The organism is Paenibacillus sp. ClWae2A (genome assembly GCF_032452295.1).
GTDB lineage: Bacteria > Bacillota > Bacilli > Paenibacillales > Paenibacillaceae > Paenibacillus.
In genome coordinates, this window is record NZ_JAULSQ010000006.1 from 74,716 (window position 1) to 100,371 (window position 25,656).

A 25,656-nucleotide genomic window follows, 5' to 3' on the forward strand; every position below is an offset into this window, starting at 1 on the left:
TTCCCTCCTGACTAAGCCATCCGCTGCTGAGCGGCCAGCCTCATAATATCCTGCTCTGTTGCCTCGGCTCCGTCCACGATTCCGGTGAGACGCCCTTCGCTCATCACCATAATGCGATCCGACATCCCCAGCAGTTCCGGCATCTCCGAGCTAATCATGATAATGCTTTTGCCCTGACGAGCCAGTTCCGTAATAATGGTGTAAATCTCGAACTTGGCCCCAACATCGATTCCACGTGTTGGTTCATCCAACAACAGAATCTCCGGGTCGGTCAGCAACCAGCGGGCCAGCAGAACCTTCTGCTGATTACCGCCAGAAAGGTTTCGAATCAGCGTGTTAACTGAAGGCGTTTTGGTTCTGAACTTCTGCGTCTGTTCACGTGCCTCTTCGCGGCCCTTTTTCTCGTCCAGCAAGCCCACGCGATTTCGGTAGCGCCCCAGACTGGCAATGATCGTGTTCTCATACACCGACAACACAGGGAATATCCCTGTAACCCTTCGTTCTTCCGTGAGCAACGCAATGTTATAACGCTTCGCTGCTGTGGGGGAGTTAATCTTCACCTTGCGCCCATGAATCGAAATCGTACCTGAAGCGAGTCCGCGCAGTCCGAACAATGACTCAATCAGTTCTGTCCGCTGTGCTCCAACCAGGCCGCCAATGCCGAGCACTTCACCTTTTCGCAGCTCAAAGGATACATCACAAAACGATTTGGACTGGTTTGATGTCAGACCCTCGGCTTTTAATATCACTTCACCGGGTACGTTCGTTCGTTCCGGGAAACGTTCGTCCAGATCACGGCCAACCATACGCGTAATGATCAGATCTGTTGTTAAATCTGCAGCATCCCATGTCCCGACAACGAAGCCATCACGCATGATTGTCACTTCATCCGAGATCGTCAGGATCTCCTCCATCTTGTGGGAAATATAGATAATGGATACGCCGCGATTGCGCAGTTCATTAATAATAGCGAAGAGTTGATCCACTTCCTTGCCTGTCAGGGAAGAAGTTGGCTCATCCATGACAATGACTTTGGATTGAAAAGAGACGGCTTTGGCAATTTCCATGGATTGAATCTTGGAGACAGACAATGTTCCGGCCTGAGCCTTCGGATCAATATCCAGGTTCAAGTCCTTGAACAGGGCCAGCGTATCGGTATACATCCGTTTCTCGTCCACCAGTATTCCCCTCATCGGAAAACGACCCAGCCATATATTCTCCATCACCGGACGATGCGGGACCGGATTCAGCTCCTGATGAATCATGGATATGCCTTGCTGAAGTGCCGCTTTGGAATTCGGAATATCCACATCCTTTCCTTCGATGCGTATCGTTCCTTCATCCGGGCGATACATGCCGAACAGACATTTCATAAGTGTGGATTTCCCCGCTCCATTCTCTCCCATCAAAGCGTGAACCGTCCCCGGCTTCACCTTCAATGTGACCTGACTTAGTGCCTGCACACCCGGAAATGCTTTCGAAACTCCATTCATCTCCAACAGGTAAGGTGACTCCATCTTGGTTCCTCCCTTCCATATGACCGGCAAAAAAGGGACGCTACCCGAATGTCGGACGTCCCTGTCTCGTGCTGTTATTGGGCGTCGGCAATGTTGTCTTTTGTAATCTTTTTGTATGCAATCCAGACGTATTTACCATCTGTAATGTCGTATTTGGTATTTTCCTTCGTTGGTGTCTCACCTTTGGCAAGTACGGAAGCCAGTGCCACCGTGGCTGCACCCTGATTCTTGGCATCATTAAGCACCGTGCCCAGCATCGTGCCATCCTGTAGAGCTTGAATGGCTGGAGCTGTTGCATCCACACCTACAACCGGCATGGATTTGCCATCCTTGAAGTATCCGGCTGCTTTCAATGCCTCAATGGCTCCCAAGGCCATGTCATCATTGTTCGCGAGAACAGCTTCAATCTTGTCACCATGGAAAGCCAGGAACGCCTGCATTTTCTCCTGACCTTTCACCCGGTCCCACATCGCCGTGTCTTCAGCCAGCGCTTCCACTTCGATACCGGCATCCTGGATCGCCTGAACCGAATATTTGGTCCGAAGCTCTGCATCCTGGTGACCCGGTTCCCCTTTCAGCATGACGTATTGCAGTTTGCCATCGCCGTTTTTGTCCGCATCCGGATGTGCTTTCCAGTAATCCACAATCAGCTGTCCAGAGATCGTACCGGACTCCTCAGCTTTTGCTCCTACGTAGTACACTTTATCCCACTTGTTCATATCTTCCGCCACTGGCTCACGGTTGAGGAATACCACTGGAATGTTCGCTGCCTTGGCCTTGTCAATGATGACACCTGCCGCCGTCCGGTCCACCGGGTTCACAGCCATCGCATTATATTTCTTGGACACAAACAGATCGACTTTCTCATTCTGGGTCGGCTGTGCATTCTGGCTATCCACGATATCCAGAGTCGCAACGCCTTCCGCTGCTGCGGTCATTGCATTACGTACACCCGTCATGAATGTATCATCGAATTTGTAGATGGCAACACCGATCTTGGGCGTTTCCGTACCGGCTGCTGTCTGGCCTCCTGTATCTGTTCCCGTACTTCCACCTGCACTGTCTCCGCCGCTGCTACACCCCGCCGCCACAACCATACATGCCGTAATCAACAGTGTCATCCATGTTTTCTTCATATCCTAATGACCTCCCCCAAGTTCATTCGGTTTCACCGATGTCTTTATTATGAAAGGGTTTACATTAAATTCGAATACAATATCTTCACCTGTTCTATCGAAATCTTCCTCAAGTTAACAAACACCTTAATTTCTTCGTTCAGCATTCGTTCCGGCACTCGTTCATTGTACAAAAGGAAACAACAGCTTCTGGTTATCCATCCAGAACATATTGTCTGTACTAACCAGCTTGGTCTCGAGTAACACTCTCGCTTGCACCTGTTGATTGTTCAGCCGCGCAACGGCTTGATTCACTCCCAGATAACCTGCACTGTATCCATTCTGGACGATGAGATGATCAAAGACCCCTTCTTGCAATTGCTCCAGTTGCTGTTGTTCACTGCCAAATCCAACAATCCTTATCTTGTCCGCAGAGTTGCGTCGATTCAGTTCATCGGCTGCCCCCAGAGAAGCAGCTTCCTGAAGAGTAATGAAACCATCCACCTCCTGCTGGTCCAGCAATTGCTTCGCAGTCTGCCAACATCCATCCCGTGTATTACATATCGATTTGGGTTCCACTTGAATATCAGGATACTGTACCAAGGCTTCCATAACTCCCTGCTCTCTCTGAACAAGACCAGCATTAAGAGGATCGGGGCCCAATAAAGCCACATGCCCTTCCCCTTCCAGAAGCTCCGCCATAGCCTGGCCGGCCTGTCTTCCCGCCTCAACATTATCCATCGAGATGAAACTGGTAATGCCTTTCACGGGAAATTCATCGTTAAGCACAATGACAGGAACAATGGTTCCATCGGAATTCATTGTCTGTGCCTCCTGAATGATGTCACTAAGTGCCTTCTCACTTAGGGGATCAACCAATAGAGCTGACGCTCCCTGCTTCAGAGCCGAGGCGGCGGCCCCCACTTGAGCCTGCTCTCGCGCACTGTGAGACAACGTTTGGCTGTTGAGATTTGCATTTGCCTGTTTGACCTGCACCTGATTTTCAGCAGAGTCCAAAATGGCAGGCGTGTACACATCACCATCGGAAGGGTATGCTTCCACAGTAATCAGTTCGGCTCCACTCTCTTTGGCTGCCGCTTCGGCGCCAAGCCGGATAGCTTCCGCAAGTTCCCCTGTCCCAGCTGGCGCAATCAGCGCGATACGTGGCGGTACTGCCGTAGTATCGGGACTCGATAGGCCGCAGGCACTGCATATTAGCAGACAGCAGCTTGCGGCTGTCAGGGTTAATAACCGACGTTTCCGGATTCCAGGAAAGCTCGCGCCAATCTTTTTCCAAAACGTACGGATGTACGACCCTTCAACCCTGTGGCTGTGGATATCGTTTCTATTAACTTGGTTGTCCATCATCAGGCTCGCCCTCCTTCTGCTGCGATTGAATGGGAATCCGAACCCAGACCGTGGTGCCTTCTTCCAACTCACTTGCAAATTCAAGACCGTAACCCTCCCCATAATAGAGCCGGATTCGGTCATGTACATTGCGTACCGCTACGCCTGAGCCTGCACCGCTTTTGACCACAGGACGACCACTTAATAATCCCGACATCTGTTCTTCCGTCATTCCGACCCCATTATCTGTAATGCGAAACACCAGCTTGTTGTCCTCACGATAGACATCGACCTCAATACTTCCTTCATCCATGTGGTACTCGATGCCATGAACAATGGCGTTCTCAATCAGGGGTTGAAGCACCAGCTTTAATGTCAGGCAATCCAGAAGCGTATCATCGGCCTTAATCGTAAAGTTGAATTTGCGCTTGAACCTCATCTGCTGGATCGTCAAATAATGCTGCGCATGCTCCAGCTCTTCCCTGATCGTAATGATCGTTTTACCTTGACTAAGGCTGATACGGAACAGGCGCGAGAGTGATGTAATCATCGTAATCACTTCTTCATTGCGGCTCATGCCTACCATGCGTACCACGGAATTCAGCGTATTGTACAAAAAATGTGGATTGATCTGGGCCTGCAAGGCTTCCAGCTCCAGACGACGCTTCTGCTCCTGTTCATGAATGATCTCATCCATCAGGGTGCGAATTTTATTGACCATCAGGTTGAAGCGACGGGATAGTCGTTCCACCTCCAGCGGCCCTTCAATAGGCAACTCCACGTTGAAATCCCCACGCTCTACAGCCTTCATCTTACGTTCCATTCGTCGGATTGGGCGAGTCAGACTGGAGGATAGAAAAAGGGATACGAGAATGACTAACACCAGTACAACGACCAGTACACGAATGAGATATCCGTTCACTTCCTGACGCGTTGTCATAATCTCATCCAGATAAGCAACACCAACGATTTTCCACCCGATATTGGCAACGGACTTTACGGTATTCAGCCTTTTCTGCCCATCTGCTTCATCTTCGTAACTGCCGGAAGCCACCAAAGCCTGTTCGATATTCTCGCTTTTGAGTCCCATATACATCAATTGTTGCTGCGGATGGTACACGATATTGCCGGCACTCTCATCGATGATATACACGTATCCTCGTTGCCCCAGACTGACCCGACGGCTCAGTTCATCCATCTGTTTGAAATTGATATCGACTAGCAAAATAACCTGCCGTTCCTGACCATTTTGCCGTATCGTTATGCCTTTGCTCATGGAAACGACCCATTTATATGGGCCTGTGTACATGTTCTGAATATGAGGTAACGAGAAACTCAGGTGATCCGGCACACGAAGCGCAGACTGAAACCACCCTTGCTGTGTCACATGGGCGCTGGTTTTTAATTCTGCTGTAGGTCGGTTCTTGAGCAATTTCCCCTTGGAATCAAGCAGAGTAATCGAGATGATATCTTCACGACTGCTGAGCAGTGTGTCAAGCTGTTTGTCCACCAGTTCCCCTTCCCATGTCCCGTCACGCAGCATGTGTTCCTCAATGGCACGGTACAGATGAGACATACTGCGGACGTAATCCTCAAGGTTATAACTGACCTGATCCACAATCTGTCTCGTCGTCAGTTCCGCACTTCGCTCGGCAGCCTGCGTGAACTTGTCATGCAGAAGCATCGCCATGATGGTCAGCACCAAGACGATGAAAACGGAAAAGGACCACGTAATAATAAACCGGATACTGCTGACTCTGGACGAACGCAGCCGGGAGCGTAATTGAAGTCCCATGGACTTCACCCATCTGGACAAAAACTTCATCGGATTGAACCTTCACTTGCTGCCTGGGAAGCCTGTTTACGATATTCTTTGGGAGAGACACCAATATGTTTTTTGAAACAAAAACTGAAGTAATTTGGTTCAGCAAAGCCAACCTGCTCCGCAATCTGAAACGACTTCAGCTCTGTCGAGCGAAGCAGTTCACGCGCTGCCTCCATTCGGATCTGCATCAGGTACTGCAGGAAGGTAAGTTGCACTTCTTTTTTGAAAATGCCACAAAAATAACCGGAGCTGATATGCAGATGTCCGCACACCTTCTGAATAGACAGGTCCGGGTCGGCAAAATGCTCTTTGGTGAAGACTAACGCCTGCTCGACAATATCCTTGTATACATGCTGGCGACCGCTGGCAATGCGATGTTGTACGAGTAGACAGACTTCCCGTACCTTCTTCTGTGCCTCCGTAAGTCCCGGCAGTCGGAACAAATCCGCATACAACTGGAACCCTGCACCAAAGATGTCTTCCATTTCTTCCCCTGATGCCTGTGCTGCCTTCCATACTGTTGTTAATACTTCAATCAGATAGAGCTGAATATCACTTCGGCCGTGTTCCACTGTAATTTCCCGGAAAATGATCGCAAGTGCTTCTTCCAGCTCCGCTTGTGTACCCGCCTTCAGACAACGTGTCAGCGTCTGCTGCTTCAACTCGTCGAACCGCAGCTTGCCCGCCGTCTGTCGCTCTACGTCCGCGATGTATATGATTGAATCCGTTCCGGGCACAAGCCGATAATCCAGTGCCAGCAGTGCATCTTCATAGGCATGATTCACATCCGCGAGTGTATCCACAATCTGACCAGATCCCACCGTAGCCGGGATACGTAAGTAGTGGTTGATGCTGCGCATCACATTTTCCAATGCCTTCTGTTGCCGCTTCGCTCCATCTGTACCGCCCGTGCGATCCACATAGAGCAGGACAATTGTCTCCTGATGCATAAAGGCATGACCAGCCCCGTGTTCCGCCCAGACTTCTGCCGCAATGTTAAGTGCAGCAAAGCGTTTCAGTTCAGCATCTTCCGATTGACGCAATGAACTTCCGGGAACGAATATTTCAGACTGATGCTGATCCGCTTCCTCAGATGTTGTTTGGTTATGTCGCTGCAGAGGCTCGTTGTTGAATGCTCCCTCAGGTTTCTCCTTCTGCATATCTCCTTCCATGTGCAGTGTCAATACGGAAACCCCATAGCGTTTTCCTGTCAGATCCAATCCGCATTGTTTGGCTTTACTATGAATATATGTCGAGGATTTCTGCCGATGGAGCAAGGTCGCCATCAGATCTGCCTGCAGTAATGGCAAGCTGGTATGATAGTGCTCACGCAGTTGCTGTACATCTTCACGCTCGGCCACTTCAGCCGCCATCTGGGCGCGCAGTCTTGTGAGCAGTTCGGTGAGATGTCCTGCCGAGAACGGCTTCAACAGATATTCATCCACACTTAACGAGATGGCTTGCCTCGCATAATCAAATTCATCATATCCAGTCAAAATGACTACCTTCACAAGTGGATTTCGCTTCCTCAATCTTTGCGCGAGTTCCAAACCATTCATGAAGGGCATGCTGATATCGGTCACCACAATATCCGGCTCCACCCGCTCCGCCATCTCCAATGCTTCCCGCCCATTCTCAGCCAAACCTACAATCCGCAGATCGAGCGCTTCCCAATCGACCTCTACAACAAGTCCTTCGCGTACATCTTCTTCATCATCCACCAGCAGTACCCGGTACACGATTGGATTCCTCCCTTTTAATGACGGCCTTATGCCCTATCAACGAATATATATGTAGCATTGTGAATCATTTGATTTCTTATTGCTCACCGAATTGAAGCAAAATGCAAAGGCTCATGTTGATCTGTTCCAAGGTTGCCATCATAATATACAATATTATCAGGGGTATGTAATCGCTTTCTTTATTAGAGGTAAGGCAACCCTGTCGGGCAGTGCCTAAGTGAAATGTGAAGGATCGTATATGAATGCTAAAGGTAGGTTAAAGTAATACAAACACGGAAAATTTCGAAGTACTTCTAATAAGAGGTGTTTTGATTGTGATTATAATTCAGATTCTTCATTCTTGTTCAATACGATGATTCGTACTTAATGCTTTAAAATAAATCATTGTCGTATCTGGATTGGTGTGTCCCATCATCTCCGCCAATCGGTGCAGTGGCGTATGCTCAGCCATGGCGTAGCCAAAACGGTGACGCAGGTCGTGTGAACTCAGTCCTTCCAGCCCTGCTGCTATCATTACTTTTTTAATCAGGTGGCGCAATGCTCTCTCCGTTAAACGATCGTTTGTCTTCTCTGAAGGAAAAAGGTAAGCAGTATCGGTAGCAAGATCAGACAAGTACTGATTCAACATTACAATACATTGCATATTCAAAGGGATCTTACGTTGCACGTTGCGTTTATCGGCTCTCACTGTCAGGTGACCACTTCGTCTACCAAGTTCGATATCATGAGGCGTGAGGTTGCATACCTCCATCGTTCGCAAGCCTGTGTGAAACATAAGGGTCAGGATGGTCTGATCACGAAGGGAGTTACCATACTCCACTGCCGCGAGGAATGCCTGCTCTTCTTCGGATGTTATTCGGCGTGGACTGACTTTGTCTTCCGGAATGAATTTTAATGCTTTGGAAGGGTCATGACTTAGCCTGGATTCCAAGACAGCCCATTTGAAAAAACGCTTCAGCGTAATCAATCTCCGGTTAATCGTGGCTGGTTTCAATAACATAACTTTGTGTGCATCTTCACGATAACTGACTAAAGTTGATGTATCTACATCTTCAATTCGCAATGAAAACTCTTCGCTGAGCATGATGCTTTCCTTGTACCATTCGATAAAGTGCTTCAGATCACTTGCATATTCCTTCACGGTTTTGGGATGCAATTCACCCTCATTGGCAAGCATATAAATAAATTCTTCTATCGTCGGTTCCCGCTGCACCGATATGCCTGATGACTGATTCATTAGAAAATACCTCCAAATCTTGACTTATATTAGCGGACATGGTATTATCATATTAATCGATACATTAGCGGACATCAAGTTCGTGGTTTAAATGCACCAGGTGAGTGTCAATTTTAAATTATACTCGTCATAATGATCGGCTAAAAACTTATTTTTTGGAGGAATCACATGCAAACAGGTACAGTGAAATGGTTCAACGCGGATAAAGGATTCGGCTTTATCGAAACTGAAGAAGGAACAGACGTATTCGTTCATTTCAGTGCAATTCAAGGTGAAGGTTACAAATCTTTGGACGAAGGTCAACGCGTTCAATTTGAAGTAACTCAAGGTAACCGTGGACCACAAGCTGAGAACGTTACTAAACTTTAATTATATGAAAGCTGCCTTATTAATAAGGCAGCTTTTTATTTACTCATATGTGTCAAAGTAAAGTTTTCACATCCCAAGAATGAAAGCGAGGTATTCCCCATGGATAAAGAACAATTGATCACAGAAGTAGCCAAGGCTGGCGGTTTCTCCAAGAAGAATGCTGAAAAAGCTGTAACCGTTGTACTGGATTCGATTCTCGAAGCTCTCAAAGAAGGTAAAGAAGTGCAAGTGGTTGGATTTGGGAAATTCGAAGTACAGAAGCGTGAGGCAAGAACGGGAAGAAGTCGGAGAACAGGCAAGGAAATTCAACTACCTGCAGGTAAAGTTCCTGTATTCACAGCAGGCTTAAGCATGAAAGAAGCTTTAAATTAAACCACGTAACAAACGTAACAACCCATTGAAAAGAGGTTTTTATTCAAACACACAATGATAATATGGATTTAAATGTCGTGTTTACTACCGTTGATGATATCATTAACTTTTATTCTGGCAAACAGACAAACTCGGATCATGCAGAAGCTCATACTCATTTAAAGCCCCCATCAGTACAGTCTGATTGCAACCTACGACCACCCACCCGCTAAATTAACATTTCATCTTGGACAACAAGAGGTCCTGATCCGCTCAAAACGGTCCAGGGCCTGATTTGCTTGGAAGCCGGCTCCGTCAGGAACCAGCTTTTTTTGTCTTTTATGCACAATGCACAACCATCCTATTTGCTGTTCAGAAGTTCGCGCAAGATCTGTAGATCATATGTAGAGACAAGACGTTCCAAATGCTTATCCAGCCATTCCTCATCCTGATCCCACCACTTCAATTCCAGTAACAGAGCAATCGTCTCTTCGTCAAAACGCTTTTTAACAGTCTTGGCTGGATTACCACCAACAATCGTATAGGGTTCAATGTCCTTAACAACGGTTGAATTGGAAGCAACGATTGCCCCGTCTCCAATCGTGATACCAGGCATGATCGTCACATTTTGTCCAAGCCATACATCATTCCCCAGTACCGTATCACCCTTATATGGAAGCTGCTCAAGTGTAGGTGTCACACGCTCCCATCCTCCACCAAAAATGTTAAACGGATACGTGGTCATACCCTCCATCCGATGATTCGCGCCATTCATAATGAATGTCACACCTTCCGCAATTGCACAGAAATTGCCGATGACCAAACGATCACCAATAAAGTCATAATGATGCTGTATCCGGTCATAGAATTGCTCTGGCGGATTTGTGTTATCGCTATAATACGTATAATCACCGATGTCCACGTTGGAACGCGGCGGCAGGTTTTGAATGTAACATACCGTACGGATATTCTCATTCGGGAAAAGTTTTCTTTTATCAGGGGCCATATTGTAGTCCCTCCTTTTCCCTATTGTAACAGATATTGAATCTTAAACGGGCTAAGTGAGGCCAGACATGGACGAGGCCGGATTTTGATGGGATGTTCGCTCCGTCTAACCTGAAAAAGCAGAGCAAAAAGGGATTCGATCTGACCATCGAATCCCTTCTCTCTTTCTCCGTACAACAACGTTGCACCGCAGAAAATATTGCTTATTTGGATGTAAGGCTTACTTGTGCAGCGGTTTGATCCCAGTCCACGGTCAATCCCAGTCCTTCCGAGATGAAGCGAACGGGCACAAGTGTGCGACTGTTTTGAATGATCGCTGGTGCATCAATTTCGAGTTTCTCCCCATTTACGGTTGCCGTGCTGCTTCCAATCTTGAGCACAAGGGTCTGCTCATTCAGAACCGCTGTTACCGTCTTTGCCGTTTTGTCCCAAGTCACTTCTGCCCCCAAAGCTTCAAGGATGGCATTCACTGGAACCATCACTCGGCCACTTTGCTCTAGCGGCTCCTGATCCGGGAACGTGATCGATTTACCATCAAGTGTTACGGTAATGGTTTTGTCGGTTGTTCCGGATGAAGTATTCGAACCTGTCTCTTCCGAAGTCTCAGGCAAAGGCGTTACTTCACGTCCGAGTTGCTCTTGCAGATTGGCAAGACGGTTCAGTGCAAATGTCGTCAGTGATCCGGCTGCCATGGAGCCCATGCTCCAACCTCCGCCAAAGTTGCCGCCAGGAGGTGTTTGGACATTTCCTGTATTCGTTGTTGGATTTGTTGCACCATTTCCAGTTGCGGCACCCGGCTGAGTCGGAGGTGTTGTTCCATCTGGAGGTGTCATTCCTTCGAAACCTTCAGGCGGCGTCATGCCTTCCATGCCCTCAGGTGGTGTCATTCCCTCAAATCCTTCTGGTAGTGTAAAGCCCATACCATCTGCTGCATTTGCAGAATAAGCAATGTTGGATTCAAACTGTTCTGTCGTATAGAATTTCGTTGGATCTGCTTCTACATAAGGACGAATCTCATCGGCAAGGCCAGTAATACGATCCTGAATGTCTTCCATATAGTCCGTCAGTTCATTGACGTAGCTCAAATATTTTTCCTTATACTCCGGCACAGCAAGCAGGTTATTAATCATAGGTACATTTTCCATGCTAATACCCAGTACAGGCTCGTCTACAGTTACGTTCGTTGCATTGGTGTTGGTCGTGGTTGATCCGGTTGTTGTGCCACGTCCGCCTCCACCCAAGTACCCGTTGAAGGACATGTTGAAGTCCCAAGGGACAACCGTGAACTTGCCGTCGGCATCACTATAGAGCATGTAGTTGTGCCCTTTGTCGCCGTTATAGCTGTCATAGTTGCCAAAAACCATGTTGCCTGCAATATATTGAAGCGCCGAATCCACGTCCAGTACACTTTCAATGTCACCTTTTTTGCCTTCAGGCATGTCATTCAGCGTTTTGATGAAGTTTTTGAGTTTGGTTTTGTTCTCGTCCGTACCCAAGTCTTTGGTGATTGTACTGTAGTCACTGCCCTCTTCATATTGAAGATAACTCTTCTCATCCGTATCATAGAGGACGCCTTCCTCGTAATCCTCACCGTAGTTGCGTTCCAGGTAACTATCATCCACCGCTTCGACCCCAGTGTAGAAACCAACCAGTTCGCCGTTAACATACAGATTGACGTAGTTCGTCATCGGTACATCCATGCCAATGCTGCGCAGCGCTTCATAATGAAGAACTTCACGCATGAACGATGGATCGGAATAGTTGTTGTTCAGAACCATTTTATCCAGTCCTAGCAGGGTTTGTGTTTTGTCGTATTTATCAAATTTCAGTCTGAAGCTGTAACGGTCTGAATCTTTCATGGAGGATACAACTTTCAAAGTCAGATTACCCTTGGTGGAGAAACCAACGTTGTCCAGCTTGTTGCCATCCACTTCCACACTTACTTTCTTATAATCCTTATCCAGCGGACTTTCGAGCATACTCTTCCAGTCTGCATCATCAATTGTTACATTCACGTCAATGACGTTATCCGTCTGGAACAACGATTCATAAGCTTGCGTCACGCCTGCACTCGTAGTTGTCGCTGTACTTTCTGCAGCATATGCCGCATTCGGACTTGCAATCAGGCCAAAAGATGACGTTACCATGGTCACGGATAATGCCGTTACTGCAGCTTTTCGTAACAAAATATTCAAATGATAAATCCTCCTTCTTGGTTTCTGTTAAGCAACTGAGGCTTATGTAACCATGGTAGGGGACGAACCTTTAGTGAATCTTAAACGCGAAAAGACGACAATCGAATAGTATGTATCCATATGAAATTTTCATGGATATTCAAGAAACATAATGAAAAAAGCGCAAATAAAACCTAAGAACCGGTTCATAAGACCTATTTTGTCGGAAATATCTAACATTAATATGTCTTTATAACGATATATTTGAAGAGTAGAACTTACCTGGAGTTCATATACGTGAATATTAAAACTCATTACGAAAAGCTTTTAGAAACAAAAGAGAATTTGATCAAACAGGATATTTAGGGACGATTTCACAGTTTTCGAGTCAACAATTACATAGCGTGTACAACACCCAGGATAAGTCCTTCGTCACAATCGTAGAAGGAGTGAACAATCTTGTTTAATAAGCTTCGCTGGAGTACCATGCCTTTCTTCATCAAAAATTTGGTGATTTCATTCGGCAGCATCATGTTGATCGGTGTAATCCTGATTACTGCCGCGTATCAATTGCAAAAAAATATCTTGGTTGAACAGCTGCACGACCAGGCTACCGTCATCACCCAGAAATGGTACGATGATCTCGACACTGCCAAAGTAGCAGAAGCAGCTAAGGAAAAAAGCTACTCCGGTCCTGTACAGCTGGAAATGAAAGCTTATCTCGATTCCATCCATGAATTCTATCCAAACATCGCACAAGCGTACATTTTTGGTTCAGAACTTGAGCAAGGAAACGGAACGTCCATCATCGCGATTCCAACGAATCTGTTGGAACCATTCGAGGAAGGTAATCTGCCTGCAGGAGCCATGTACCCGCTGCCTCAGAATAACGTCGTAGTGCTGGAACAGATGAAAAAGGACGGCAAACCTGCCTTCAGTGATTTCTACACGGATGAGTATGGAACTTGGACCACTCTGATCTATCCGATTAATAACGCAGATGGCTCCATGTACGCTGCTCTTTACTTCGATGTAGATGCAAGTGCCGTTCCAAAAGGTCTGAACAAACTGCTTACGTACGGTTTGATGTTCCTGATCGGTTTCCTGATCCTGTTCATGGTGTTGCAATTCATTTTGCTGAAAAGAACGTTGCTTCCGATCCGCAATCTGATGAAAGGTATCGAAGAAGTCAGCACGGGTAATCTGGACGTAACCATCGATACCGGGCGAGATGATCTGGGTATCATCAACGAGAAGTTCAATGCGATGATCCATCGCTTCAATACAACCATCTATAAAGTACAGAATGCTTCACATCACCTCTCGGAATCTTCCAAACAACTACTGGGCATTTCAGAGAAAAATAATGTGAACATTCAATCCATCAGCACCAATATTCGGGAAATATCCACTGGACTGGTGTCACAAGACAAAGCCACTGTGGAGAACGCACGTGCCATGACAGAGATGTCAACGGTAGTACAAACGATCGCCAGCAGCTCAGCCGATGTGGCAGATGAAGCACTCAGCATGGAGCAGCGCTCCAGCACGGGTAATGTGGTGATGCAACAAGTCATTGAGCAGATGCGCCTGATCTCCGGTGCGGTGCAAAATACGTCAAACTCGATTCAGTCTTTGGAGAATAACTCGAACCAGATTAGCAACATTGTTAACGTAATCACGGAGATTGCCGGACAAACCAACTTGCTTGCACTTAACGCTTCAATCGAGGCAGCCCGCGCAGGTGAAGAAGGAAGAGGTTTTGCGGTGGTTGCAGGTGAGGTACGTAACCTGGCAGAGCAATCCCAGGAATCAGCGAAGCAAATTCGACAGTTAATTGAAGAAATTCAGCGGGATATCATGCAGTCTTCCGAGGCGATGCAGTTGGGTTCCAAGGAAGTCACCAAAGGCTTGGAAGTTACCCAAGAGACTGGTGTATTCTTTGAGAATATTCTGACTGCTACGAATAAAGTTGCAAACCAGATTCAGGATATCTCCAGTTCTACTGAAGAAATCTCGGCAAGCACACAGGAAATGTCTGCCACGGCCGATGAACTGTCTGCCAATGTCAGCAAGGCAGCAAGCAGCAGTAAACAAATTGAGCAGTCCATTGATGAGCAGGAAGCCTCCATGGCAGCCATTGTGAGTGCCTCCGATGAGCTCTCGGTTGTATCCGAACAACTGCAAGAACTGATCTCATTCTTTAAAGTACGAGCAGAATAGAATTAATAGGATACAGATAAACGGAATAAATAACAGTAAAAAAAGGCTCATGAAGGGACTGCACCCCTTTTGTGAGACAGGGATCAAAACACCTTGCATGTTTAAGCAGCCAGTCTTCGGAAATTTATCCGAGACTGGTTATTTAGTTTAGCTTGATTTCGAGTTAAGTTATAGTAGTTAATATAATCTCGAACGGTCTGTAGTGCGATGGCCGTCGTTGTGCACCTAAGATCTTCGAGGTAGAATGTTTCAGACTTTAGTGTGGAATGAAACGACTCAATGGGGGCATTATCAGCGGGCGTTCCTTTACGGGACATGCTCATGGTAATGCCTTTTCCCTTTGCTACAGTCTGATAAACTTGATAAGTATACATGCTACCTTGGTCGCTGTGGAGCAGCATATTTGTCCGCTCTGGAAGTTGGCCCAGCGTATGCAAAACCAAGGACGTGTCCTGCTTGTCAGCTATACTGTAAGCGACAATTTCTCCATTGTACAGATCCATAATACTTGAAAGGTATAACATTTTATTACCGAAAGGTAAGTAAGTAATGTCGGTCACTAGTTTTTGCAAAGGAGCTTCTGCATGAAATTTGCGCTTTAGTAGATGTTCCACAGGTTTTGCTGGTTGCACTGTGTTTTTTCGTTTTTTCATCCTCACTCGGCACTACAAGCCCTCGCACTGCATAATTCGCTGTATCCGTTTACAATTTATGGAACCTTCAATCCGAAAAAAGGCAGTGATTTTTCGATATCCATACCGGAACTTGTGCTGAGTACAAAGCTGATCTACTTTCTCGACCATTGGATCTGGATGCTTGATCTCACAGGTTGTCTTCCAGCGGAAGTAGGTCACTCGGGCAATTCCAAGCTATGCACAAGCTTCAGATATGGCCACTTCTTTACGAATAGACTCGACCCAGGTGATAACGACTTCTGTTTCCACCTCTTTTCCAGTTCCTTGTATTTTTTTAGTAGATCCAGTTGTTGCTTTAAGAATCGGTTTTCTGCCTTCACTTTTTCCAGATCTGTCGTGTGTTCTGGACCTCTTCCATAGCTATATTGCTTACCAACCGGTTGCTCTAAGCGATGTAATTCTCCTTTTCGATACCATCTCATCCAAGTTCTTATCTGTGTCTTATTCCATATTCCGAGCTGATCCACAACCTCTTCCACGGTTGTACCTCTGCCAATCTCATTTCTATGGCTTTCATCTTTAATTCCACGGGAAGCCACTCTTGTTGCCATTACCAAAACACCTCCAAGATGATCTCCTCATCTTACGACAAGATTCCAATCTCTTGAAGATGTTTTGGTTTGTCTCACGTTATGGGGTCAGTCCCTCCATACTTGGCATGAGAAAGGTATGACTTTTTTAGGGATTCATTTTTTCAAAGAATTTAATTCTACGCACTCATATAGAGTTCGTCAGCAGAAAATTTATTCTGTCATTTAGCAAATAATAATACATTCAAATAAATACAAATAATTATGTTTCCAATAAGAGACAATACTAGCTTAAGCAACAATTTTCGAGGTGCTATCTCCTAGAGATTTAATGTGAGTTTAACAAGCGCACCATTAAAGTGGTAGTTTTTCAAGTCTAATCTTTGTTATTTTATTAATATATTTCATAAATTAACATCTAGAAAACCAAAAAATTCAATGTATTTGATCTCATTCTATAATGCTACTCTGACCATCGTATCATAATATAATATCAGTTTTTTTATTGAAATCGATCAAGCTTCAAATTCATATCAACACGTTCTGGAGTCCGCAATAATACATCCCTGAGAAATGTCAAAGCATCCATTCGGCACAATCTATCTACGCTTGACTCAATGAGTTCTTTGACATTTCCTTGGGGGCTCAGCAAGATTATTCCTTCGTTATCTCCATTAATATATAAGTGATCTACGTGAGCAACTTTGTGCACATACCGTAGCCATAATGAACCTTCGTCAAGGAAAAAGAGATAAACTCCATTAATCCCATACTATTGGTAAATATAAAAATCCTGAACGTCGTCAAAAAGACCAAGTTAACGAAGCAAGTTTCAAATTTTCGGGTGCTCATATTGCGTGTTTTCCTTCTTGATTCTATTTCAAACCTAAGGCAACTCTCAGATAATTTAATGAAATAATCATTAGTATGAGTGCTCATAATAACGTTGTTATGCAAAATTAACTTGTTAACATATAAAATCTTTTTCTCCTCTCCCTAATTATAGAAGATCCCAGTGTTTGAGGCGGTTCATTTAATCGTTTTACTTTCTCCTGCTTACTAAAATTTACATCCTTGAACGTCATTAGATTACAATGTAGCAAACGGAACATCACCGAACGCAAGCCTCGTAAACATTGCAGAAAAGCCAAATATCATGGCATCAGTAATGACCAATTGTGTGGCTTCGTTGACCGTGACCGCCAGAAAATGACGTATTCTGGAAATCTTGGTAGTGGTCGTATTCGAACGAGAAAATTAGATGAAGCGATTGGCGGTCATCATGCCTGCGAGCATTCAGTTCCTATGCAAATGGGAGGGGCATAGCTATTACCGTTTCAAGTCCGATGGTAAACAGCGTGTGAAGGGCGTTTACCATATTTAAAACGTAAACAGCTATCACAGCCGATTGAAGAAATGGGTGGCCGTTTTAATGGAGTGGCAAAAAAATATTTGCAACATTATTTGGCTTGGTTCCGTTATATAGATAGCAAGGAATATGAGAAGAACTCATCAAACAAAAAATAAGTTGGTTAAACCGTGCTTGTTTACAGTGACCAACACGAACGTCAAACTTCGGCTTTCTACTCACTAATGTTTATTGGAAAGGATGTTTACGATTAAGAAAATAATAATTTTATTCTTGATGTTACTTATTCTCTGTTCGTGTAGCAGTCAGTTTGACAAAGAAACATGGTTAAAAGAACCAGAGAAAAGACAGGATATGGTAAGCAGTTTAACAAACAAGTTCAAACTTGAGGGTATGACTGAGAGTGAAATTATTGACTTGCTTGGAGAACCAGAGGAAAAGTTATCTGAACCATCACCACAATTCTTGTACTACATCGGGAGTACAGGATTAGGGGTAAAGGTTAATTTATTACAACTACAATTGGATGAAAACGGAAAATTAAAGAGTCATGACATCATATATAAATAGGAAAATGCTTACTCTTTATGCAATCATATTCACCATTATCAGTTGAATTAACGAATTCATCATTACAACGAGCCTTAACGAAGGTGGTTTTCTAACGGTCATAAATCAACATTAAAATTTAACATAGCCATTTAAAGAAACGAATTAGGATAAATCCTGAATCCTTCTCACTGCCTATAATTTCGTGCCTCGCTCGTGTATATTCACTATATTTTCCTATTCCATTACATTTAATATATGTTCCTCCTTCCTACCTCTTGTTTATGAAAATTAAATATTTTACATCTATAATTTCGATTTCTTTTTTCTTTTGCTTGGCTCTACCATCTCATAAATAATAGGAGTCTATCGGCTTGTGAGAGATAAGGAGCATATATTTATGCCCGGATATTACTCGCCCTTCATCTAGTGCAAATTTTGAGATAAGACATTAAAGTTTTATCCCTTTGTACTCCCTACAGCTAGTGGCTCTAAAGTATATTTTCATTCATATAAGTAGCTTATTTTAAGCTATGCACCCACACCGAGTACGACCTAGGCGGCCCCGGCCGTCCTTTTGACTACTTCCGATTTCACACACTCCATACGGAGTGCGACAATAAAGATAAACCATATCTGAACCCAAACATTATATTTCAATCCACGCACTCCATAGGGAGTTCGACAGCGAAAAAACACGTATCTTAACAATTTTATCTACTACAAACACGTTCGGATTCCACTAAATAAGTAATACGGTCTATCCAGATACATCTTTTATAATTTCAGACAACAAGGAAGAACTGTTCGACGAGATTCTCCACTCGATCATTACCGATATGAAACAGATTACCGAGCAAACGGTGAAGGATGAGAATTCGTTTCTGGACAATGTACACCTTAGTAAGGGCTCTTTGCTAAAGTATAGGGAAGAGCATGAGCTGTTAATCAAACTGTTTCAGGATATGAACGAGTTTCGGCATGCCATAGGCGAAGGAAGGTCTGCAGAAAGTAGAGACAACGATTCTCGAATATCTGGAACGCAATGGGATGCAGCAGATTCGAGAGGATGATCCCAGCTGGTCTCTTTTGTACTACCAAAACTCTATGTCACGTTAACACTCGATTGAAACAAAGCATATCCTACGCTTCACAAGGTTCAATTAAGGCTTTCGCCGCCTTCTTTCTCAAGAGTGGATTATCCCCAACATATGAGGAATATGCAAGGCTGGATTCTTTTTCTTTTCCCTCTGCATAGCATAATTTCTCTAAAAAGTCTGAATATTTCCGCTATCAAACAATTCATTGCATTTACTTAAATCGTGCTAACTGAAGGTTAGGGATGTTTGGTTAGATGTTATGCAAATTACATTCATATTTCACAAATCTAATTCTAACTCAAGTCAATTAAACGTAAGTTAGGATCGCTAGCCTCGAGTATTGATAGTTCCCTTCCGTTTACCTAAGGTTTTCTCCATCCGAATTACGCTTTTATTTCCTTAGCGTTCCTAGATAAATCTCAAGAACTCTCTAAAATGTAATCCTTCACCCTTATCCCTTTTAGATGCGGGACGTTTAAAAGAGCATTCCACTATTCACCCAATGCTATGCGCTCATCAAGTTACTAAACACAGGCCTATTATAGTGGTCAGTTTACAATGGCGGTAGCAGGTAGGACCAGGCTCTTTTAGGAGCGAAATGCCCCCGTAATAAAAACTGTTCTCCTACTACCTCCAATGAACATGTTTGAGCTGGTAGAGGCAATGACTTGCATCACAAGCGAAGGAACGATCGTAGGAATGCCGGAGAATAATGTAATGAGCAGGAGGTTGTTATAGAACCAGTAGTGGGTGTGGATGTGGCAAAAGGCTTTAGTGTCATTCGGGCTTTTACGAGACGAAATGAACTTTATGGAAAGGTGAAAACCATCTCGCACGAGGAGAACGGTTTTGTAGACCTGAGGGAGCTCCTTGCGGAACTTCAAAAAATGATTGGCTACGCTCAGTCGCAGTTCGAAGCGATTTAGGCCCTACCATCCAGCGCTGGTAGCGTATGTGGAACGAATCAGTTGGAAGCAACTTCATCGTATATCCAAAGAACCAAAGGAACTCAATTGCGCAATTTTAAAACAAAAGCCACAGATGCGTGGTATTTAGCAGAGATGCATTATCTAGGAGATCTAAAACCACATCGGGTATGGAACAAAGCATTCACGTTACATGTGACAAATAATGAATTTGTGACGGGATTGTCCATGCAGGCAAGGTTAAATACGAGAGCCATAATTGATCAGGTGTTTCCGCGGCATTCGAGAAGGTCTTTGGGGATCTGTTTCTGTAACGTCTCTTGAGGACTGACGCACTGTCTGGAGGGGAACGTCGAAGACCCTCAACAAGTGATTCAGAGTGGTGGAGCAGGAAAATTTCGCTCAAGCAATAGGTACAAGAAAAAGCAGATCGACTTCAGGACGTGTTGTCTTCTTGATAAGAAGACAGGCGAAGCAGTTCTCTAAAGTGTACCCTTTGTAAAGGACATTTTGAAAAAAACTAGGCAACTTGTTGAAGCTGCTGTCTGTATTTTACAGGCGGCAGCTTTTTCAAATTCCATTGCCCTCGATAATGATTGTAGTACGTCATATAACTCTTAATTTCTCGTTTTACTTCTTCTAATGTTTCGCATTCTTTGATATTCGTTTCATCCTTAAAATGCCCAAAGAACGATTCTTGGGGAGCATTATCCCAACAGTTTCCCAGGCGTGACATGGATTGTCTTAATCCCATGTTCTTCACTACGGATTGAAATTGGGGGCTCGTATAGTGAAAGCCTTGATCAGAATGGATTAAGGCATCTTTGGTTAAATGGCGATGCTTCTGTAATTTACGAAGCGTGTTTAGCACAATTCCTATACTTAACGAAGAAGAAACTTCATACGCTAAAATTTCATTCGTCTGTGCGTCTTTAATCGTCGATAAATACGCACGTTTATTGCCTTTGTACGTTAAATATGTGATATCGGTTAATAACACCGTTCCCGCCTCGCCTGGCTTAAAATTGCGGTGTAATTCGTTTGGACATGTGCGATGTTCTTTCGTTGCTTTTGCCATTCTACGGGCTGGATTAGCCTTTTGAATGGAACAGATGATCTCAAATTTCTTCATGATCCGGCGAATCCGCTTCAAGTTGTACGTCACTTTGTACTGATTTTCTAACGTCATTTTGATTTGGCGTGCTCCTTTTTTTCGTCCACGAAAATGATACGCCTTTAAAATAATTTCCTTTACAATCTCATCTGTTTTGGCCTTAGCTACACGCTTCTGCACTGATTTTTCAGAGAAGTAATTGTAGTATCCAGAACGTGATACTTCCATAACATCGCATAGATAGCTGATTAACCGTTTCATTTTATACGTTCTGATCGTCCGATAAATGAGTTCAAACTTCAGCTCTGGTGCCACTTTTATTTCTTTTTCAACATCTGCCTTTCGAGTAGATCGAGCTTTTTTAGCAGTTCATTTTCCGCTCGTAACAATTGATTTTTTGCTTCTAATCGTTCAATCTTTTGTTCTAATGTTAATTCACGTTCCGATGGGCGACCTGAATTTGTTTTACGTGTATCCTGTAAGCCTTCTACACCCGCTTCACGATACGAAGCACGCCAACGTTTTCCGGAAGAACGAACACGCTCCAAACCAATACATTCAACATCTAAGCCCGCTTCTTCAAAAATGTCTCGTGGCAGTTTCCCCTGTTCATTTTGTGCAATGAAATGGCGCTTAAATTCATCTGTGTACGTAATCGCCTTTTCGCTAACAGCGATTACATTTGGATTCCGTTTTAGCAGTTCTTGTTCTTTCTTCGTCAGTAATCTTTTCGTCATAATATTTTCGCTCCAGCCTCTTTTTTTTCATTATAAACAAAACACCCTATAAGTTGGACTTTTTTCAAAGTGTCCATCTTATAGGGTACATTTTACTCAAACTGTGGCCTTGTTTGGCTTGGTCCTCTTATTGCTTCAGATGGCAGAGCAAACCCGGCTGGAAGAGCAGATGGAAAAGGTAGCATCACATCTCCCGGAGTGGAACTCGTGAAGAGTATACCCGCCATAAGGAAATAAGCCTGCTGCAGCTCTGTCGCTGAAATTGGAGACGTACGACAAGTTTGAAAACTCCGAATCACTAAACGTGCTCCAAGGGGCTACATCGTGCTTTATATCTAGCCGTGCTGTGTGGTATACGCGGGATTATGACAGAAAAAGAAAAGAGGCAAGCCTTACAAGGTGGTCGTGATTGCTTACGCCAACAAGCTACTTCATCACGTATTCGCCAACCTTAGTAAAAACTAGCCCTATAGCCTGTAAAACCATATTTATCGAAATGATCTTCATAGTACAATGAGTATTTGTTGCTCTCAAAAAAGTATACCAATAAATTGTCTAAAAACCAAGAGCCAAAGCTTGACAAATATTAGCTCTTGGTTTTTTATTTATTTCCAGCAGATGTCACACTCCATATTACAATCCATCAAGTTAAATCTAAATTAATTGTTTCCAATCCACTTGGTATGGTATATAATTACTTTAAAGGAGGATAAAAGTATTTTAGATCAATATTTTCAATTGATTTTAAAGGACTATAAACGATTCTAAGGAGGATAACAAAAAAATGTATACTAAGAAACTTTTAAAAGTTGTTACTGTGTCTGCAATATCATTGATGCTCCTTATACCTTCTGTATCTTTCGCTAATTCAAATACTAATTTAAACTCAGGTACTGATGCATTACATAAGGTTCGTCAAGCAGTTGAGGTTAGTCCTCAAAACAATTTCCAAACTCAATCGGTGGAGCTGAACATTTCAAAAGCTTCTATTCTCGATGAAGCCCCTGCTTTTTATGAATCCATTGAGGGTAAATCCTATGAAGAATTGTCTTTTTCAGAACAAGAAAAATTCGTTGAAATCTCTACAGCAGCAACAGCTTATTATAACGAAATTAGCAACGCTGTTAATGGGAAGAAGAATTCACAAATATCTCCTATGTATTTCGAATCCGAACTTTCAAAAGCAATTGAAGCTACGATTTATGTTGGATTTCCATCGCTTTCAACATCCGATATAGCTTCTTCCATCACCAATGCTAACACTGCTAGAGAGATTGGCGTCAAATATGCCCAATTAAATGGATGGGGAACAACAACTTGGGACAATCCTGCTGATGCTTATAGACATTTTGCTTGGAATTGGTTAAATACAAGAAGTATCAACGCAAACGACGCACGAGTATTTGGTGACTACCACGAACTTGCACTAGCGGCTGCTGACGAAGCAAATGCTCTAACTTCATTAAATTATGCTCAAAAAATAGCATGGGGTGCAGGCAGGGCTTTAGCTCTTAAATCATCAACTCAGGGAAGCCTCAGTACGTTCAATTCTGTATTTAAAAATGATAGTGTGATGGATATCTATAATAACTCCCAGGGAAGAAAGTACGCAGTGAATTATTCACATAACAACGTAGCAGATGCTTTTTATGCTGCATTCTTTACTAACAATGCTCTGATTGGTTATCTATCTCAAGTCAATTCATCCGTAAGAAATACTGCATATAGTTATTGGCAGTGATTTCGTTTTTTAGATTCAAAAAAAAGAACTGCCGATACACTTTAATGTGTCGGCAGTTCTTCTTATTTGCTTAACTCTAGTTACACTTTTCATCTATCTTTACATTGTCATTAGTAATACTGACATTGGAGTAGCCAGATAGCGTTTCTGTATACGAACAAATCATCTCGTTTGATATTTTTCCTCATGAATCACTATATTTCAAATAATCCCCACCTTCTCCAGATATACTCTTTTGAACCATTTTCTACTGATGTAAGATCATAATCTGAATGATTATCTATTGTTACATTAAAGCTTCTGAACTGCTTTAGGAATTCAAAAACATTAAACATTACTTTGCACTGTAGATTTAATAGCAATAACAAGTCCAACAACAATGATAATATTCAATACAACAGTCCATAAAACTTCCCTTTATTTGCATACACTCACCCTTTCAAATATATACATAATATTCACTAAAAAGTTTCAATCTACTAGGGAGTGTCCCAAAATTCATAAAAGCCACGGCACAATGAATACTGGAGCCAAAAAAAGCCATGGACGTACACGCTAATATAACGTAGCGACTTGCCAGATCACGATATTTTTTCACTTTTTTTGAAATAGCATTCCACCAAATGACGTTGCCCGTTCAGGTGGAAGAGCATAAATATAACGAAGTGCCCAACGGTACAGGGTTCTCGCCATACTTCCTGTCACTCGGGCTGTTTGTCGGGGCATTGATTGCCACATTGGTAGTGCCAACACGAGGCAGCACGGTTAGTGAGGCAAGTGGCTGGAATCGTTTTGTGAGTAAAACGCTGGCTTTCACACTCATGAGTGCTGTACAATCCCTGCTTGCTTCATGGCTGGTCTTGTACGGTTTGGGTCTGAATGTTCAGAGCGTTCCATTGTTCCTCTTGTTCAGCTTTGTTACCAGTCTAAGCTTCATGTACATCATTCAGGCACTGGTGACTTGGCTGGAGAATCCGGGACGCTTCCTTGCGATTCTGATGCTGATCTTCCAGCTCACCACCAGCGCAGGCACCTTCCCGCTCGAACTGATTCCCAATTGGCTGAAAGTATTCAACCCTTGGCTGCCTATGACCTATTCGGTAACGGGTTATAAAGCTGTCATCTCAAGTGGGCAGTTCGGCGTGGCTTGGGATCAGATCGGCATTCTGTGCATATTCGCCGTGATTGGTCTTGGAGGAACCTTAACGTATTTCCTGATGCATCGGACTCGTGAGGTTGAGGATGTTAGCGGTGAGGTCGTACTTCATATGTAAAAAGTAAAATAAAAAGCAAAGGCATGTACCTAAGCCCCACCCTCTTCTGGTCAACAGGAGGTGTGAGCTAAGGTACGCCTTTGCTTTTTTAGTTTGATATACAATCTAAGTTTGCTAACTTTATATTTCTAGTATGTAGAAGACATGTCAGTATTAAAGTAAAAGACGCTTGCAACTAGTAGAATCAAAATGATAATAGCATATATCGCCGTACCAATAATTCCACAAACCAGACCGGCAATCGCTAAACCTTTTCCCTGTTCCATGCGAAGTTTAATTTCTTTCAGAGAAATCGATGCAAATATGATAGCAACAATTCCAATCAAGAATCCCAAGTATGGAACCATAACTGACAAAATTCCCAAAACTAGCGCCGCTATAGACTTACTATTGGTTTTTGGTACTACATAAGGTGGTGGAAGTGTGTCGTTATAATAACGATCCACATCATTTTCACGATGTTTCAAGGTAAATCCTCCCTGTTTATTAAGTATGTTCATTATAATTGATTAATAGGAAAAACGATATCCATATTATGTTAACTGCGAATCGATATTAGATTTATTTTATTCCCATCATCTCTGGACACATCCATACGCTTATAGATTGTACTTCAAGGATATGAATTTAAGAACCGTTTATCCGTGTGATGATCCCACGACATTTAGAATTCGAAAACATTGGAATGTAGCAACCTATATCTTGTTGACCTTTGT

General features: G+C 43.7%; 15 protein-coding genes and 3 pseudogenes. 7 read left to right on the top strand and 11 right to left on the bottom strand.

From position 1 onward, the window contains the following. Positions 1-11: 11 nt before the first annotated feature. The 6 genes from QVE09_RS18720 to QVE09_RS18745 all read right to left on the bottom strand — a co-directional run bounded on the left by QVE09_RS18720 (position 12) and on the right by QVE09_RS18745 (position 8,783). Positions 12-1,517, bottom strand: coding sequence for a sugar ABC transporter ATP-binding protein (locus QVE09_RS18720; protein ID WP_315937983.1), 1,506 nt, complete (start codon positions 1,515-1,517; stop codon positions 12-14). A gap of 74 nt (positions 1,518-1,591) precedes the next feature. Next, complete coding sequence (locus QVE09_RS18725) at positions 1,592-2,653, bottom strand: galactose ABC transporter substrate-binding protein (RefSeq protein WP_315937984.1); 1,062 nt, start codon at positions 2,651-2,653, stop codon at positions 1,592-1,594. A 162-nt stretch (positions 2,654-2,815) separates the two neighbouring features. Next, positions 2,816-4,000 carry a substrate-binding domain-containing protein gene (locus QVE09_RS18730; protein ID WP_315937985.1) on the bottom strand — a complete coding sequence of 395 codons (1,185 nt, stop codon included), beginning with the start codon at positions 3,998-4,000 and terminating at the stop codon, positions 2,816-2,818. Then, positions 3,981-5,804 carry a sensor histidine kinase gene (locus QVE09_RS18735; RefSeq protein WP_315937986.1) on the bottom strand — a complete coding sequence of 608 codons (1,824 nt, stop codon included), beginning with the start codon at positions 5,802-5,804 and terminating at the stop codon, positions 3,981-3,983. Before QVE09_RS18735 ends, QVE09_RS18730 begins: the two co-directional genes overlap by 20 nt. Next, positions 5,801-7,543, bottom strand: a complete 1,743-nt coding sequence (locus QVE09_RS18740) for a response regulator (protein WP_315937987.1) — start codon at positions 7,541-7,543, stop codon at positions 5,801-5,803. The genes QVE09_RS18735 and QVE09_RS18740 overlap by 4 nt, the downstream gene beginning before the upstream one ends. 337 nt (positions 7,544-7,880) lie before the next feature. Further along, positions 7,881-8,783: a tyrosine-type recombinase/integrase gene (locus tag QVE09_RS18745; RefSeq protein WP_315937988.1), complete on the bottom strand. Its 903-nt coding sequence runs from the start codon at positions 8,781-8,783 to the stop codon at positions 7,881-7,883. A gap of 168 nt (positions 8,784-8,951) precedes the next feature. Between QVE09_RS18745 and QVE09_RS18750 the strand changes: the two genes are divergently transcribed. Together QVE09_RS18750 and QVE09_RS18755 are read left to right on the top strand one after the other, a co-directional pair. Then, on the top strand, positions 8,952-9,152 hold the full coding sequence (locus tag QVE09_RS18750; RefSeq protein WP_017690333.1) for a cold-shock protein: 201 nt from the start codon (positions 8,952-8,954) through the stop codon (positions 9,150-9,152). 99 nt (positions 9,153-9,251) lie between these two features. After that, positions 9,252-9,524, top strand: coding sequence for an HU family DNA-binding protein (locus QVE09_RS18755; protein WP_124117202.1), 273 nt, complete (start codon positions 9,252-9,254; stop codon positions 9,522-9,524). A gap of 340 nt (positions 9,525-9,864) precedes the next feature. On the opposite strand, the gene QVE09_RS18760 is transcribed toward QVE09_RS18755, so the two are convergent. Together QVE09_RS18760 and QVE09_RS18765 are read right to left on the bottom strand one after the other, a co-directional pair. Next, the gene (locus tag QVE09_RS18760; RefSeq protein ID WP_315937989.1) at positions 9,865-10,509 is read right to left on the bottom strand and encodes a Vat family streptogramin A O-acetyltransferase; all 645 of its coding nucleotides are present in this window, start codon (positions 10,507-10,509) and stop codon (positions 9,865-9,867) included. Positions 10,510-10,711: 202 nt separating this feature from the next. Continuing rightward, complete coding sequence (locus tag QVE09_RS18765) at positions 10,712-12,703, bottom strand: CotH kinase family protein (protein WP_315937990.1); 1,992 nt, start codon at positions 12,701-12,703, stop codon at positions 10,712-10,714. A gap of 465 nt (positions 12,704-13,168) precedes the next feature. Here QVE09_RS18765 and QVE09_RS18770 point away from each other — a divergent pair, with 465 nt between their 5' ends. Then, on the top strand, positions 13,169-14,905 hold the full coding sequence (locus tag QVE09_RS18770) for a methyl-accepting chemotaxis protein (RefSeq protein ID WP_076329480.1): 1,737 nt from the start codon (positions 13,169-13,171) through the stop codon (positions 14,903-14,905). A gap of 101 nt (positions 14,906-15,006) precedes the next feature. Here QVE09_RS18770 and QVE09_RS18775 read toward each other — a convergent pair. Beyond that, positions 15,007-16,151: pseudogene (locus QVE09_RS18775) on the bottom strand (IS3 family transposase). A gap of 1,080 nt (positions 16,152-17,231) precedes the next feature. Here QVE09_RS18775 and QVE09_RS18780 point away from each other — a divergent pair. Beyond that, a pseudogene (locus QVE09_RS18780) lies at positions 17,232-17,680 on the top strand (IS1595 family transposase); the annotation flags it as partial. 2,914 nt (positions 17,681-20,594) lie between these two features. Here QVE09_RS18780 and QVE09_RS18785 read toward each other — a convergent pair. Beyond that, a protein-coding gene (locus tag QVE09_RS18785) for an IS3 family transposase (RefSeq protein ID WP_397387061.1) occupies positions 20,595-21,925 on the bottom strand; the annotation gives its coding sequence in 2 pieces (ribosomal slippage) (positions 20,595-21,541 and positions 21,541-21,925; 1,332 coding nt in all). 291 nt (positions 21,926-22,216) lie between these two features. On the opposite strand from QVE09_RS18785, the pseudogene QVE09_RS31630 reads away from it, so the two are divergent. The 3 genes and pseudogenes from QVE09_RS31630 to QVE09_RS18795 all read left to right on the top strand — a co-directional run. Then, a pseudogene (locus QVE09_RS31630) lies at positions 22,217-22,390 on the top strand (IS110 family RNA-guided transposase); the annotation flags it as partial. Between the two features lie 319 nt (positions 22,391-22,709). After that, a complete protein-coding gene (locus QVE09_RS18790; RefSeq protein ID WP_315937992.1) occupies positions 22,710-23,666 on the top strand; it encodes a DUF6973 domain-containing protein in 957 nt (318 codons plus the stop codon). Between the two features lie 623 nt (positions 23,667-24,289). Further along, a complete protein-coding gene (locus QVE09_RS18795) occupies positions 24,290-24,940 on the top strand; it encodes a YhgE/Pip family protein (RefSeq protein WP_315937993.1) in 651 nt (216 codons plus the stop codon). 128 nt (positions 24,941-25,068) lie between these two features. On the opposite strand, the gene QVE09_RS18800 is transcribed toward QVE09_RS18795, so the two are convergent. After that, the gene (locus QVE09_RS18800; RefSeq protein ID WP_315937994.1) at positions 25,069-25,407 is read right to left on the bottom strand and encodes a DUF4190 domain-containing protein; all 339 of its coding nucleotides are present in this window, start codon (positions 25,405-25,407) and stop codon (positions 25,069-25,071) included. Positions 25,408-25,656: the final 249 nt, after the last annotated feature.